Origin of the sequence: Bartonella sp. CL70QHWL (assembly GCF_042194855.1) — a bacterium.
Taxonomy (GTDB): Bacteria; Pseudomonadota; Alphaproteobacteria; order Rhizobiales; family Rhizobiaceae; genus Bartonella.
In genome coordinates this window covers 101,214-115,331 of record NZ_JBHINJ010000006.1, presented here as the reverse complement: position 1 = coordinate 115,331, position 14,118 = coordinate 101,214, and the positions used below count along the sequence as shown (strand labels likewise).

The following is a 14,118-nucleotide window of genomic DNA, read 5'->3' as shown; positions in this document are numbered from 1 at the left end:
GAGGTAGCAGAAATTTTGAGAAGAGAATCGGATGCTTGTCGCAAAAGTTTTACAATCAAGACTTCTGATCCGTTGAGATGTGAAGCTGTTGGTGAGTTTGTTAGAAATTTAGAGAATTTTTCACAACAAAACTTAGCAGAATTAAAAGACTTTCTTGAGAAAGTTTGCAAAAAAAGAGGCGTCCTATAGAGACGTGTTGCAAAATCCTATTCCCTAACTTTTATTTACGCGTCCCTCACTTAAAAAAACATATGAAGAATCAACAGCTTAATAGGAATATAAAGCTATATGGTGGGCGATGAGAGACTCGAACTCCCGACATCCTCGGTGTAAACGAGGCGCTCTACCAGCTGAGCTAATCGCCCAATGCAATGATCAGCAATTGAATGGAGACTCTTTAAGGAAAAATTTTTCTAAACGCAAGAATAAAGATGGTATTTGATAATTTTTTTTAAAAATGCATAATCCTTCTTGACATAAACGCGTGAACCCCTTACACGACCGCTTGTACCAAATTAAATTGGTTCGAAAAAAATGCGCGGGTGTAGCTCAGTTGGTTAGAGTGCTGGCCTGTCACGCCGGAGGTCGCGGGTTCGAGCCCCGTCACTCGCGCCATTTCTTGATTCCTTATGAAATTTCCTTTTTTTAAGTATCCATATGCTATAAGTGAGGTGGTGGAGTATTTGATTGGGGGATAAATATGTTTTTTCTTTCTTTTTATATGGTTTATAAGAATAGGGCTTGCGTCTTTCTTTGCTCTGCGTTACCTATGCCGATAAGAAAAGTATCGCTCTGTATGCCTTTGAAGCAGTATGAATAGAGTTAATAGAGCGATTGTTAAATTTGTCTGTTTGGTCTCGCAATATTGAATCATTGTGTTAACTCAGGCATTTCGTTACGATGGAAGAGGGTTATGGCTTATTTATTGAGCTCTTACTTACCAGTCTTGATTTTCATTATTGTGTCAGCGGTTATTGCTGGAGTTTTGTTGATTACACCTTACATTGTAGCATATCGTTCCCCCGATCCTGAAAAGTTATCGGCTTATGAATGTGGGTTTAATTCATTTAGTGATGCACGCATGAAGTTTGATATTCGTTTCTATTTGGTATCAATTTTATTTATTATTTTTGATCTTGAAGTTGCTTTTCTTTTTCCTTGGGCTGTTTCATTCGAATCAATAGGTATGTTTGGCTTTTGGTCGATGATTGTATTTTTAGCGATTTTGACTATTGGATTTATATATGAATGGAAAAAAGGAGCTCTTGAATGGAATTAAGATCTAATAATTCAACGATTACAGCTCCAAAACCAAAAGGAATCATTGATCCAAATACTGGTGGGCTGATAGGATCTGATGATAAGTTTTTTCGTGATATCAATGCTGAATTATCAGATAAGGGTTTTTTAGTTACCTCGGCAGATGCTTTGATTACTTGGGCACGTACCGGTTCTTTAATGTGGATGAGTTTTGGTTTGGCTTGTTGTGCTATCGAAATGATGCAATGCTCAATGCCTCATTATGATAATGAGCGTTTTGGATATGCACCACGAGCTTCACCCCGCCAGTCCGATGTGATGGTGGTTGCTGGTACGCTCACAAATAAGATGGCGCCTGCTTTAAGGAAGGTTTATGATCAGATGCCTGAGCCACGTTATGTGATTTCTATGGGGTCATGTGCAAACGGTGGGGGATATTATCATTATTCCTATTCAGTAGTGCGGGGATGTGATCGTATCGTGCCTGTCGATATATATGTTCCAGGGTGTCCACCTACAGCAGAGGCATTATTATACGGCATATTGTTGTTACAGAAAAAAATCCGTCGTACCGGATCCATAGAGCGATAGAGAGTTTTCTTGTCATGGTGGATGAAACATTGGTTGAACTTGCTGCTTATTTGGAAAATAAGTTAAAAAATAAGCTTGAAGAGACTGTTCTTGCTTTTGGTGAATTGACCATTGTGGCACGTCTTGATGCAATTATCGATGTCTTAATGTTTGTTCGAGATGATTCTCGCTGTCAATTTATTAATCTTACAGACATTAGTGGTGTGGATTATCCTTCTCGCGATAAGCGCTTTGATGTTTCTTACCAATTGTTATCTCCTCGTGAGAATTTACGCTTACGTGTAAAGGTTCGTACTGATGAAAATACTCCTGTTGCTTCAGCTTGTACGGTTTATCCTGGTGCAGAGTGGTATGAACGAGAAACGTATGATATGTATGGGATTTTATTTTCAGGACATCCGGATTTGAGACGGATTTTAACAGATTATGGGTTTGAAGGATATCCTTTACGCAAAGACTTTCCTGTGACAGGATTTGTTGAATGCCGTTATGATAATGAAGCAAAGAGAGTGATTTATGAGCCTGTTGTTTTGCGCCAAGAGATGCGTAATTTTGATTTTCTGTCTCCTTGGGAAGGAGGACAGTATACTTTGCCACGTGATGGAAAAGCAGATGAAAAAAAATAATATTGGTTTTGATAAGGCATTATATTAGAGTACTGTATTTCTTAAATAATTAAATATTTTTTAGCGTGATAGATTTTTTTGATATTTGATATGAAGTTTTTTAAAAAGCAAGGGGTTGATTGTGGCTGAGGTCAATGTTCGAAACTTTAATATCAATTTTGGTCCGCAGCATCCTGCCGCGCATGGGGTTTTGCGCATGGTTCTGGAGTTGGACGGTGAAGTTGTTGAGCGTGTAGATCCACATATTGGGTTGTTGCATCGCGGTACTGAAAAATTAATGGAAACAAAGACTTATCTTCAAGCGGGTCCTTATTTAGATCGTTTGGATTATGTTGCTCCTATGAATCAGGAACATGCCTTTGTTCTTGCTATTGAAAAGTTATTAGATATTAAAGTTCCTAAAAGAGGGCAATTAATACGTGTTTTGTTTTCTGAAATTGGGCGTATTCTTAATCATTTGCTTAATGTAACGACACAGGCAATGGATGTTGGCGCTTTAACACCACCGCTTTGGGGGTTTGAGCAACGTGAAAGGTTGATGATTTTTTATGAGCGTGCCTGTGGTGCTCGTCTTCATGCAAATTATTTTCGTCCCGGTGGCGTGCATCAAGATTTACCAGAATCTTTAGTTGAAGATATTGGTGATTTTATTGATCCATTTCTTGTTTCTCTCGGAAAACTTGATGCGCTTGTGACCCCAAATCGGATTTTTAAGCAGCGTAATGTGGATATTGGCGTTGTAAGTATTGATGAAGCTTGGGCACGCGGTTTTTCTGGGGTTATGATTCGTGGAGCTGGTGTTCCGTGGGATTTGCGTAAAAGTCAGCCTTATGAATGTTACGATGAAATGGAATTCGATATTCCTGTAGGTAAAAATAGCGATTGTTATGATCGCTATCTTATTCGTATGGAAGAAATGCGTCAATCAGCGAAAATCATGCGCCAATGTGTGGAGCGTTTACTGAGTACTGAAAAAAATGGACCGATTTCGAGCTTGGATCGCAAAATCGTACCACCGACGCGGAGTGAAATGAAAAGCTCGATGGAAGCACTGATTCATCACTTTAAACTCTATACGGAAGGTTTTCATACACCTCCTGGAGAAGTATATGTTGCTGTGGAAGCTCCGAAGGGTGAGTTTGGTGTTTATCTTGTTTCTGATGGGACCAATAAGCCTTATCGTGTCAAGTTGCGTGCTCCTGGGTTTGCTCATCTCCAAGCTATGGATTTTTTAACCAGAGGTCATATGTTGGCAGATGCTACAGCTATTTTGGGTTCGATTGATATTGTTTTTGGGGAGGTTGATCGCTAATGTCCGTACGCCGTCTTGCAGATGATGTTTATCAGCCGGCTGAGTTTTCTTTTACAAAAGAAAATCAGATATGGGTACAAAATACCATAAAAAAATATCCTGTAGGGCGTCAGCAGTCTGCTGTAATTCCATTATTAATGCGCGCTCAAGAGCAAGATGGTTGGGTGACACGTGCTGCAATTGAGCATATTGCTCAGATTCTTTCTATGGCTTATATCCGTGTCTTAGAAGTTGCTACTTTTTATACTCAGTTTCAGCTTAAGCCTGTTGGAACAAAAGCGCATATTCAAGTTTGTGGTACAACGCCTTGTATGTTACGTGGTTCTGATGAATTGATTAAAGTTTGTCAGAAAAAAATTCATCATGAACCTTTTGCGACCAATCAGGATGGAACCTTATCATGGGAAGAGGTAGAGTGTCTTGGTGCTTGTGTTAATGCTCCGATGGTTATGATTTTTAAAGATACTTATGAAGATCTTACAGCTGAACGCCTTGAAGAAATTATTGATGCATTTGAAGCAGGTGAAAGTTCTGAGATAGCGGTTGGTCCACAAAATAGTCGTAAATCGTCGGAACCGATTAGTGGTTTAACTTCTCTTATTGATGATGAGAAAGAAAAAAAGATCTCTCAAGTCTTCACCAAAAAAGGATAAGGAAAGAATGGGAACATAATTAAGTATTTTTCTTGAAAAAATATTTTATTATTCTACCCATGATGGCAACATTTAACGAAAAGTAAGAAGTCTTGAAAAGATATTTAAAAATTGCATTTGAGGAAAAGCGGAAAATGCTATGGGTAATAGAAAAAAGGTGAGGTATGCTAGCTGATAAAGATCGTATCTTCACCAATATTTATGGCTTAAAAGACAAATCATTAAAGGCTGCGATGTTGCGTGGGCATTGGAATGGTCTGAAAGAGATGATTGACAAAGGTCGTGATTGGATCATTGACGAAGTGAAGGCATCGGGTTTACGCGGTCGTGGTGGTGCTGGTTTTCCTACTGGAATGAAGTGGTCCTTTATGCCAAAGCAGAATGATGGGCGTCCTCATTATTTGATTGTCAATGCCGATGAATCTGAACCTGGAACTTGTAAAGACCGTGATATTTTACGTCATGACCCCCATACTTTGATTGAAGGATGTGTAATCGCTACTTTTGCTATGGGAGCCAATGTTGCTTTTATTTATATTCGTGGTGAATATATTCGTGAACGTGAAGCGCTTCAAGCTGCCGTTGATGAGTGCTATGATGCGGGGTTACTTGGCAAAAAAACGAAATATGGGCATGCTTGTGATATTGTTATTCATCATGGAGCTGGTGCTTATATTTGTGGTGAAGAAACGGCTCTTCTTGAAAGTCTTGAAGGAAAAAAGGGGCAACCTCGGCTTAAGCCACCATTTCCTGCCAATATGGGGGTTTATGGCTGTCCAACAACAGTAAATAATGTAGAGTCTATTGCCGTTGTTCCAACGATTTTGCGGCGGGGTGCTTCGTGGTTTTCATCAATTGGACGAGCAAATAATGTTGGAACGAAATTATTTATGGTTTCAGGGCATGTTAATGCACCTTGTACATTTGAAGACGCTCTTGGTGTTTCATTCCGTGAATTAATTGAAAAACATACGGGTGGTGTTCGTGGTGGATGGAATAATCTTTTAGCGGTTATTCCAGGGGGGGCTTCTTGTCCAGTCGTTCGTGGTGAGGATATGATCGATGCGATCATGGATTTTGATGGGATGAGAGATGTCGGGTCTTCTTTTGGCACAGGGGGAATGATTGTTATGGATAAATCAACCGATATTATCAAGGCAATTTGGCGTATAGCTGCTTTTTTCAAGCACGAGAGTTGTGGTCAGTGTACACCGTGTCGTGAGGGGACGGGGTGGATGATGCGTCTTTTAGGGCGTATGGTTGAAGGAAGAGCGCAAAAACGCGAGATTGATCTTTTGTTTGAAGTGTCTAAACAGGTTGAAGGACACACTATTTGTGCGCTTGGTGATGCTGCCGCATGGCCTGTACAGGGGTTGATACGTAATTTTCGTCCGGAAATCGAGCGTAGAATTGATGAATACACGCGAAATGTAGTCCAAAGCAAAAATATTGCTTTAGAAGCGGTTTAATAACGGATTTTGTTCTAAGAGCAACCGAATGCAAATTTTAAGTGGGTTATCCGCAGGTTGGATGGGTGATGATAAATATCAAAGTTGATGGCAAAGAGATTGAAGTTCCTGATTACTACACGTTGCTTCAGGCTGCTGAGGCGGCGGGTGTTGAAGTGCCACGTTTTTGTTTTCATGAATCTTTATCAATTGCTGGAAATTGTCGTATGTGTTTAGTTGAGGTTAAGGGTGGTCCTCCAAAACCTCAGGCTTCTTGTGCTATGGGGGTTCGTGATTTACGAGTAGGGCCTAACGGTGAAGCACCTGAAATTTTTACCAATACGGCGATGGTAAAAAAAGCACGTGAAGGTGTTATGGAATTTCTTCTCATTAATCATCCTTTGGATTGTCCAGTGTGTGATCAAGGGGGAGAGTGTGATCTTCAAGATCAAGCAATGCTTTATGGACGAGATTGTTCTCGTTATACAGAAAATAAACGTGCTGTAGAAGATAAATATATTGGACCTCTTGTCAAAACTGTTATGACACGATGTATTCATTGTACACGGTGTGTTCGTTTTACAACGGAAGTTGCAGGTATTTCTGAGCTTGGTTTGATCGGTCGTGGTGAAGATGCTGAAATTACGACGTATCTTGAAAAAGCTATGACATCTGAATTACAGGGAAATGTTATTGATCTTTGTCCAGTGGGAGCTTTAACTTCAAAACCTTATGCGTTTCATGCCCGTCCGTGGGAATTGGTAAAAACGGAATCGATTGATGTGATGGATGCGCTTGGTAGTGCTATCCGTATTGATAGCCGCGGCCGTGAAGTTATGCGGATTATGCCGCGTACGAATGAAGATGTAAATGAGGAATGGATCTCTGATAAAACGCGTTTTATTTGGGATGGATTACGGACTCAGCGGCTTGATAAGCCATATATACGCAAAGATGGAAAGCTTCAACCTGTCAGTTGGACAGAAGCTTTTGCAAAAATTAAAATGGTGATCTCTAAAATTTTTCCAGAAAAAATTGGAGCCATTGCTGGAGATCTTGCTTCTGTTGAAGAAATGTATGCCCTTAAAGCATTATTGAGCTCTTTGGGCTCAACGCTTTTTGATTGTCGTCAAAGAGGGGGGGCTTTATCGCCAGAGTTTGGACGCTCGAGTTATATTTTTAATCCTACAATTGTAGGTATTGAACAGGCTGATGCACTGCTTATTGTGGGATCTAATCCACGTCATGAAGCAGCTGTTTTAAATGCGCGTATTTTAAAGCGCCAACGGATGGGCAATTTTCCTATTGCATTAATTGGAGAGAAAGTCGATTTACGTTATCCTTATTCTTACCTTGGATCTGGGAGTGATACATTAACGACACTTATTCGTGGAGAGGATGTTTTTTTTAATGTCTTAAAAGAAGCGAAGAGGCCCCTTATTCTTATCGGAGAGGGGGCTGTTTCAGGAAATGAAGGTTTATCTGTTTTAAAAAGTCTTGCTAAATTAGCTGATAATATTGGTGCTCTTAGTGAGACATGGAATGGGTTTGGGGTTCTTCATAATGCAGCATCGATTGTTGGAGGGTTAGACATAGGCTTTACTTCTAAGCTTGGGGTTGCAAATATACTTAAAACCTGTGAAGTTCTATTTTTGCTTGGTGCTGATGAAGTAGAATTAGCCAATACAAAAGCTTTTACAGTTTATATTGGGAGCCATGGTGATAATGGTGCACATGCTGCTGATGTTATTTTGCCTGCATCTGCTTACACTGAAAAATCAGGGCTTTATGTGAATACAGAAGGACGTGTTCAAATGACAAATCGGGCTGGTTTTGCTCCAGGTGAAGCAAAAGAAGATTGGGCTATTTTGCGTGCTTTATCGGATATTTTAGGACAAAAACTCCCTTTTGATTCTCTTCCTCAATTAAGGCAATGCTTGTTTAATGATTATCCACACCTTTGTGCTGTTGATGATATAGTGCCTTCTGATATAAGTGGTCTTAAGGCGCTTGGTTCAAAAATGGTTTCTCTCGAGAGTCAAACATTTACTTCTATGGTTAAAGACTTTTATTTAACAAATCCGATAGCACGTGCTTCTGCTGTTATGGCTAAATGTTCATCTCTTGCAAAAAATCGTTCTACGCAAACTGTACTGTAAAGTAAGGGCAAAGGAAAAAGAATAATGATGTATGATTTCTTTATGACTTGGCTGTTGCCATTACTCATTATAATCGGAAAAACACTTCTTCTTTTGGTCGTTCTTTTGATCTTAGTTGCTTACCTTCTTTACGCAGATAGAAAAATTTGGGCTGCGGTACAATTGCGTCGTGGACCAAACGTTGTTGGTCCATGGGGATTGTTACAGTCTTTTGCAGATTTAATTAAATTTGTTGTGAAAGAACCTATTATCCCAGCAGGTGCAAATAAGGGGGTTTTTCTTTTGGCTCCTTTTATTTCAGCGACACTTGCTTTATCAACTTGGGCTGTTATTCCTGTCAATGAGGGTTGGGAGGTTGCGAAGATTAATGTTGGCTTGCTTTATATTTTAGCTATTTCATCTCTTGAAGTTTATGGTGTTATTATGGGGGGATGGGCATCAAATTCAAAATATCCTTTCTTAGGAGCTCTTCGTTCGGCGGCACAAATGGTTTCTTATGAAGTTTCCATTGGTTTTGTGCTTGTGACCGTTATTTTAGTGAGTGGTTCGTTGGATCTTACAACAATTGTTCTTAAACAAAGTCATGGTTTTGGTACAACTCTTGGTCTTCCTTTTAACAGTTTTCTCGATTGGAATTGGTTGGTCCTTTTTCCAATGTTTATTATATTTTTTATTTCTGCGCTTGCAGAGACAAACCGTCCTCCATTCGATTTGGTGGAAGCAGAATCTGAACTTGTTGCTGGTCATATGGTAGAATATTCTTCAACGCCTTACATGCTCTTCTTTTTAGGTGAATATGTTGCGATTGTTTTAATGTGCGCATTAACAACCATTCTATTTTTAGGCGGTTGGCTGCCTCCTTTAGATGTTTGGTGGCTTAATTGGGTTCCTGGTATCATTTGGTTTGTTTTAAAAGTCTGTTTTGTATTTTTTTGGTTTGCTATGGTTAAAGCATTTGTTCCACGTTATCGCTATGATCAGCTCATGCGGCTTGGTTGGAAGGTTTTTCTTCCTCTCTCACTAGCAATGGTTGTGATAACTGCTGCTTTTTTAAAGTTTACGGATTTCGTTTAAGAGGAGATTTTACGATGTCAGGTTTCATTCAGGCGGCAAAGTCACTTCTTCTATTGGAATTTGTGAGTGCTTTTTTCTTAGCTATGCGCCAATTTTTTTCACCAAAGCCCACGATTAATTATCCTTATGAAAAAGGTTTTGTATCTCAGCGTTTTCGCGGTGAGCATGCATTGCGTCGCTATCCAAATGGTGAAGAACGGTGTATTGCTTGTAAATTATGTGAAGCGATTTGTCCTGCTCAAGCGATTACAATTGAAGCTGGGCCACGGCGCAATGATGGTACACGTAGAACTGTCCGTTATGATATCGATATGGTTAAATGTATTTACTGTGGTTTTTGTCAAGAAGCTTGTCCGGTTGAGGCTATTGTCGAAGGTCCAAATTTTGAGTTTGCGACGGAAACACGTGAAGAACTTTATTATGATAAAGAAAAGCTTTTATTGAATGGAGATCGCTGGGAGCGAGAAATTGCTCGAAATATATTGATGGATGCGCCTTATCGTTAAGTGTATCGTTAAATGAGGTGTCGGATATTTTTCCGATAAATTGTAATCTGGTATGAAGTTTATACCAATTGTTTGAATAATTAAGGAGAAGCCTATGCTAACAGATCTAGCGGCGGCATTTTTCTATTTGTTTGCTTTTATTATGCTAACAAGTGCAGTTATTGTTATTACAGCACGCAATCCAGTGCATTCTGTTTTGTTTTTAATCCTCGCATTTTTTAATGCAGCAGCTTTGTTTTTACTTGCAGGGGCAGAGTTTTTAGGGCTTATTCTGCTTGTTGTATATGTTGGAGCTGTCGCTGTTTTATTTTTATTTGTCGTTATGATGCTTGACGTTGATTTTGCTGAGTTAAAGAGTGGAACTCTTCGCTATGCTCCTATTGGAGCTCTTATTGGTGTTATTATCGCTGTAGAATTGATTGTTGTTTTTATGAGTAGCTATTTTTCTCCAATCTTGAGAACGCATGTTACGCAACCAATGCCAGATTTAGCCCAGCGAACAAATACACAAGCATTAGGTGATATTCTCTATACGGATTATGTTTTCTATTTTCAAATTGCTGGAATGATTTTATTGGTTGCAATGATTGGAGCTATTGTTCTAACACTTCGTCATAAATTAGGAGTAAAGCGGCAATCTATTGCGGAGCAAGTTTCTAGAACGGTAGAAAGTGCTATTGAAATCAAACAAGTTGAATCAGGCAAAGGTATATAAGGGGGCTATGTAGATGTATATTGATATTACACATTATCTCACTGTTTCTGCTTTGATGTTTACAATTGGTATTGCTGGAATTTTTCTCAACAGAAAAAACGTGATTATTATCTTGATGTCCATTGAGCTTATATTGCTTTCAGTTAATCTCAATTTTGTTGCATTTTCAGCATTTCTTCATGATCTCGTTGGTCAGGTATTTGCTTTATTTGTCTTAACCGTAGCAGCTGCTGAAGCTGCCATTGGTTTAGCAATTCTGGTCGTTTTTTTCCGTAATCGTGGTTCCATTGCGGTTGAAGATGTTAATGTAATGAAAGGCTAACCAGTGATGTATTATACGATTGTCTTTCTTCCGCTTTTGGGTTTTTTAATTGCTGCACTAGGTGGAAAAACGATAGGAGATCGTGCGAGTGAATTGATAACATGTAGCTTTATGGTTGTTGTTGCCATATTATCGTGGATAGCATTTTTCAGTACTGCACTTGGTCATATTCCAGCGATTGATGTATCGGTATTACATTGGATGACTGTTGGTGACTTAAGCTTTAATTGGGCTTTACATGTTGATGCATTAACAGCTGTCATGCTTATTGTTGTAAACAGTGTTTCGGCATTGGTGCATATTTATTCAATTGGTTATATGCATCATGATCCTTCAAGGTCTCGTTTTTTTTCTTATCTTTCTTTATTTACATTTATGATGCTTATGTTGGTCACATCCAATAATTTGATTCAGATGTTTTTTGGATGGGAAGGTGTCGGACTTGCTTCTTATTTACTCATTGGTTTTTGGTTTCAGCGCGATTCTGCTAATAAGGCCGCAATGAAAGCTTTTGTAGTTAACCGTGTTGGAGACTTTGGTTTTCTCTTAGGAATCTTTAGTATTTTTGTTTTGTTCCAATCGGTTGATTTTGCCTCTATTTTTGCAAAAGCTGCCGACAAGAGCTTTATACAAAATGTGACATTTTTAGATTGGCAATTTGATGGGCAGACGGCAATTACCATTACATGTCTTTTATTATTTATTGGTGCGATGGGAAAATCCGCACAATTTCTTTTACATACTTGGCTGCCTGATGCAATGGAAGGACCAACCCCTGTATCAGCGCTTATTCATGCTGCTACAATGGTAACGGCTGGTGTTTTTATGGTTGCGCGTATGTCGCCAATTTTTGAACTTTCTTCGACTGCTTTGACCGTGATTATTATTGTTGGTGCAACAACAGCGTTTTTTGCAGCAACTGTGGGGTTGGTGCAGAATGATATTAAGCGTGTTATTGCTTATTCTACATGCTCTCAACTTGGTTATATGTTTGTGGCATTAGGTGTTGGAGCTTATGGCGCTGCTGTCTTTCATCTTTTTACGCATGCTTTTTTTAAAGCCTTATTGTTTCTTGGTGCAGGTTCTGTGATTCATGCTGTATCTGATGAACAAGATATGCGAAAAATGGGTGGGTTACGCAAACATATAAAGGTCACCTATTGGATGATGATGGTCGGGACCATTGCCTTGACCGGTGTTGGAATTCCAGGAACACTTTTCGGGACTGCAGGTTTTTTCTCAAAAGATGCGATTATAGAGTCTGCTTTTGCATCTCATAATATTGCTTCAGGATATGCTTTTTATCTTCTTGTTTTTGCTGCCTTTTTAACAAGTTTCTATTCATGGCGGCTTATCTTTATGACATTCCATGGTAAACCACGGGCAACAGTTGATGTGATGCATCATGTTCATGAATCGCCTCCAGTTATGTTGATTCCACTCTTTCTTTTATCTATTGGAGCAATATTTTCTGGTGTCGTTTTCCAACCTTACTTTTTTGGTGAGTTGTATAATGCTTTTTGGAAGGGAGCATTATTTACAAGCAGCCATAATCACATTCTTCATGATGCCCACCATGTCTTTAATTGGGTAAAATGGTCGCCATTTATAGCGATGCTTCTTGGGTTTATCTTAGCTTATTTATTTTATGTTTCTATCCCATCTCTTCCTAAGAAAATGGTTCGTATTATGCCAAGAACATATAACTTTCTTTACCAAAAATGGTATTTCGATCAATTATATAACTTTTTGTTTGTTCGTCCTACCTTTAGAATTGGTTCTTTTCTTTGGAAAGTGGGAGACGGTAAGATTATTGATGGTCTAGGCCCTAATGGTATTGCAGCGCGTGTTGTTGATATTACAAATAGAGTTGTTCGAATGCAAACAGGCTATCTTTACCACTATGCATTTGCAATGCTTATCGGCGTTGCATTGCTCATTACATGGATGATGATCGGGGGCGTAAACTAATGACCGATTGGCCTATTCTTTCTACGGTTACATTTTTGCCGCTTGTTGGTGTGCTTCTGATTTTGTTTATCAAAGATGATAGTGAAGTAGCACGCCATAATATACGTAATGTCGCATTTTTTACGACTCTATTTGTTTTTATTATTTCTTTAATTATTTGGATAGGATTTGATTCTAGCAACCAAAATTTTCAAATGGTTGAAAAATCCAGTTGGTTAGGGGGGGGTATTAGCTATCATATGGGGGTTGATGGTATTTCTATTCTTTTTGTTGTTCTCTCGGCTTTTCTTTTGCCTTTCTGTATTTTAGCAAGTTGGGAGAATGTTAAAGAGAGATTAAAGGCTTATATGATTGCGTTTCTTCTTCTAGAAGTTGCGATTATTGGCGTTTTTTGTGCTCTTGATGCAATGCTATTCTATGTTTTTTTTGAAGGCAGCCTTATTCCAATGTTTATCATTATAGGTGTATGGGGAGGAGCACGTCGTGTTTATGCAAGTATAAAGTTTTTCTTATATACTTTACTTGGTTCAGTGCTTATGCTGGTTGCTCTTATGGTTATGTATTGGGAGGCTGGGACACTTGATATACCAACTTTACTCAATTATCAGTTTCCTGCTCATATGCAAATATGGCTATGGCTTGCATTTTTTGCTTCTTTCGCAGTTAAAATGCCAATGTGGCCAGTTCATACATGGCTCCCTGATGCTCACGTAGAAGCACCGACAGCGGGTTCCGTTATTTTAGCTGGTGTCTTACTCAAATTAGGTGGGTATGGTTTTCTTCGTTTTTCTTTGCCTATGTTTCCTATCGCTTCAGCAGATTTTGCGCCTTTTGTTTTCACATTATCGCTTATCGCTATTATTTATACATCACTGGTTGCACTTGTTCAAAGTGACATCAAAAAACTTATTGCTTATTCTTCAATAGCGCATATGGGGTATGTGACAATGGGTATTTTTGCTGCAAATGAACAGGGGATACAAGGGGCTATTTATCAGATGTTATCCCATGGAATTGTTTCAGCAGCATTGTTTCTTTGTGTTGGGGTTATCTATGATCGCTTACATACGCGTGAAATTTCAGCGTTTGGTGGTTTAGTGAATAATATGCCTAAATATGCTGTTGTTTTCTTAATTTTCACTATGGCAAATGTTGGTTTGCCTGGAAGCTCAGGATTTTTGGGTGAGTTTTTAACCTTAATAGGTGTTTTTCAAGTAAATAAATTGGTTGTTGTTTTAGCAACAACAGGTGTTATCTTATCGGCAGCCTATGCCCTTTATCTTTATCGGCGTGTGGTTTTTGGTTCCTTGGATAAAGAGAATTTAAAAGTATTAATAGATCTTTCTTTAAGAGAAAAATTCCTCCTTTATCCAATGGTTATTCTTACAATATTCTTTGGTATCTATCCAACGCCTATTCTTAAGGCAACGGCGTTTTCCGTAGAAACCCTCATCAATAAACTGCACTAGATAAGGGAAGAA

At 38.9% G+C, this 14,118-nt stretch carries 12 protein-coding genes, 2 tRNA genes and 2 pseudogenes; 15 read left to right on the top strand and 1 reads right to left on the bottom strand.

Translation table 11 applies throughout. The features are described 5' to 3' along the window. Nucleotides 1-189: pseudogene (locus tag ACFIJZ_RS04455) on the top strand (XRE family transcriptional regulator); the annotation flags it as partial. 100 nt (nt 190-289) lie between these two features. Here the strand turns inward: ACFIJZ_RS04455 and ACFIJZ_RS04450 are convergent. Then, nucleotides 290-365, bottom strand: a tRNA-Val gene (locus tag ACFIJZ_RS04450). A gap of 173 nt (nt 366-538) precedes the next feature. Here ACFIJZ_RS04450 and ACFIJZ_RS04445 point away from each other — a divergent pair. From ACFIJZ_RS04445 to ACFIJZ_RS04380, 14 genes and pseudogenes are all read left to right on the top strand, one after another. Continuing rightward, nucleotides 539-615 (top strand) — tRNA-Asp (locus tag ACFIJZ_RS04445). A gap of 298 nt (nt 616-913) precedes the next feature. Beyond that, nucleotides 914-1,279 carry an NADH-quinone oxidoreductase subunit A gene (locus ACFIJZ_RS04440; protein ID WP_005773599.1) on the top strand — a complete coding sequence of 122 codons (366 nt, stop codon included), beginning with the start codon at nt 914-916 and terminating at the stop codon, nt 1,277-1,279. Further along, nucleotides 1,270-1,851, top strand: coding sequence for an NADH-quinone oxidoreductase subunit B family protein (locus ACFIJZ_RS04435; protein ID WP_273791282.1), 582 nt, complete (start codon nt 1,270-1,272; stop codon nt 1,849-1,851). Before ACFIJZ_RS04440 ends, ACFIJZ_RS04435 begins: the two co-directional genes overlap by 10 nt. A 14-nt stretch (nt 1,852-1,865) precedes the next feature. Continuing rightward, nucleotides 1,866-2,477 carry an NADH-quinone oxidoreductase subunit C gene (locus ACFIJZ_RS04430; RefSeq protein ID WP_273791281.1) on the top strand — a complete coding sequence of 204 codons (612 nt, stop codon included), beginning with the start codon at nt 1,866-1,868 and terminating at the stop codon, nt 2,475-2,477. 121 nt (nt 2,478-2,598) lie between these two features. After that, the gene (locus ACFIJZ_RS04425) at nt 2,599-3,789 is read left to right on the top strand and encodes an NADH-quinone oxidoreductase subunit D (protein WP_273791280.1); all 1,191 of its coding nucleotides are present in this window, start codon (nt 2,599-2,601) and stop codon (nt 3,787-3,789) included. Continuing rightward, nucleotides 3,789-4,461, top strand: a pseudogene (gene nuoE, locus ACFIJZ_RS04420) (NADH-quinone oxidoreductase subunit NuoE). The gene ACFIJZ_RS04425 and the pseudogene nuoE overlap by 1 nt, the downstream one beginning before the upstream one ends. A gap of 145 nt (nt 4,462-4,606) precedes the next feature. Next, a complete protein-coding gene (gene nuoF, locus ACFIJZ_RS04415) occupies nt 4,607-5,911 on the top strand; it encodes an NADH-quinone oxidoreductase subunit NuoF (protein WP_375631156.1) in 1,305 nt (434 codons plus the stop codon). 68 nt (nt 5,912-5,979) lie between these two features. Continuing rightward, nucleotides 5,980-8,049 carry an NADH-quinone oxidoreductase subunit NuoG gene (gene nuoG, locus ACFIJZ_RS04410; RefSeq protein WP_375631155.1) on the top strand — a complete coding sequence of 690 codons (2,070 nt, stop codon included), beginning with the start codon at nt 5,980-5,982 and terminating at the stop codon, nt 8,047-8,049. Nucleotides 8,050-8,076: 27 nt separating this feature from the next. Further along, nucleotides 8,077-9,123 (top strand): NADH-quinone oxidoreductase subunit NuoH, encoded by a 1,047-nt coding sequence (nuoH, locus tag ACFIJZ_RS04405; RefSeq protein WP_375631158.1) that lies wholly within the window; start codon nt 8,077-8,079, stop codon nt 9,121-9,123. A gap of 14 nt (nt 9,124-9,137) precedes the next feature. Beyond that, complete coding sequence (gene nuoI, locus ACFIJZ_RS04400; protein ID WP_273723184.1) at nt 9,138-9,629, top strand: NADH-quinone oxidoreductase subunit NuoI; 492 nt, start codon at nt 9,138-9,140, stop codon at nt 9,627-9,629. A gap of 94 nt (nt 9,630-9,723) precedes the next feature. Further along, the gene (locus tag ACFIJZ_RS04395; protein WP_273791276.1) at nt 9,724-10,344 is read left to right on the top strand and encodes an NADH-quinone oxidoreductase subunit J; all 621 of its coding nucleotides are present in this window, start codon (nt 9,724-9,726) and stop codon (nt 10,342-10,344) included. Between the two features lie 13 nt (nt 10,345-10,357). After that, nucleotides 10,358-10,666, top strand: a complete 309-nt coding sequence (nuoK, locus tag ACFIJZ_RS04390) for an NADH-quinone oxidoreductase subunit NuoK (protein ID WP_273791275.1) — start codon at nt 10,358-10,360, stop codon at nt 10,664-10,666. Between the two features lie 6 nt (nt 10,667-10,672). After that, the gene (nuoL, locus tag ACFIJZ_RS04385; protein WP_375631157.1) at nt 10,673-12,637 is read left to right on the top strand and encodes an NADH-quinone oxidoreductase subunit L; all 1,965 of its coding nucleotides are present in this window, start codon (nt 10,673-10,675) and stop codon (nt 12,635-12,637) included. Further along, on the top strand, nt 12,637-14,106 hold the full coding sequence (locus ACFIJZ_RS04380) for an NADH-quinone oxidoreductase subunit M (protein WP_273791287.1): 1,470 nt from the start codon (nt 12,637-12,639) through the stop codon (nt 14,104-14,106). Before nuoL ends, ACFIJZ_RS04380 begins: the two co-directional genes overlap by 1 nt. The last annotated feature ends 12 nt before the right edge of the window (nt 14,107-14,118 follow it).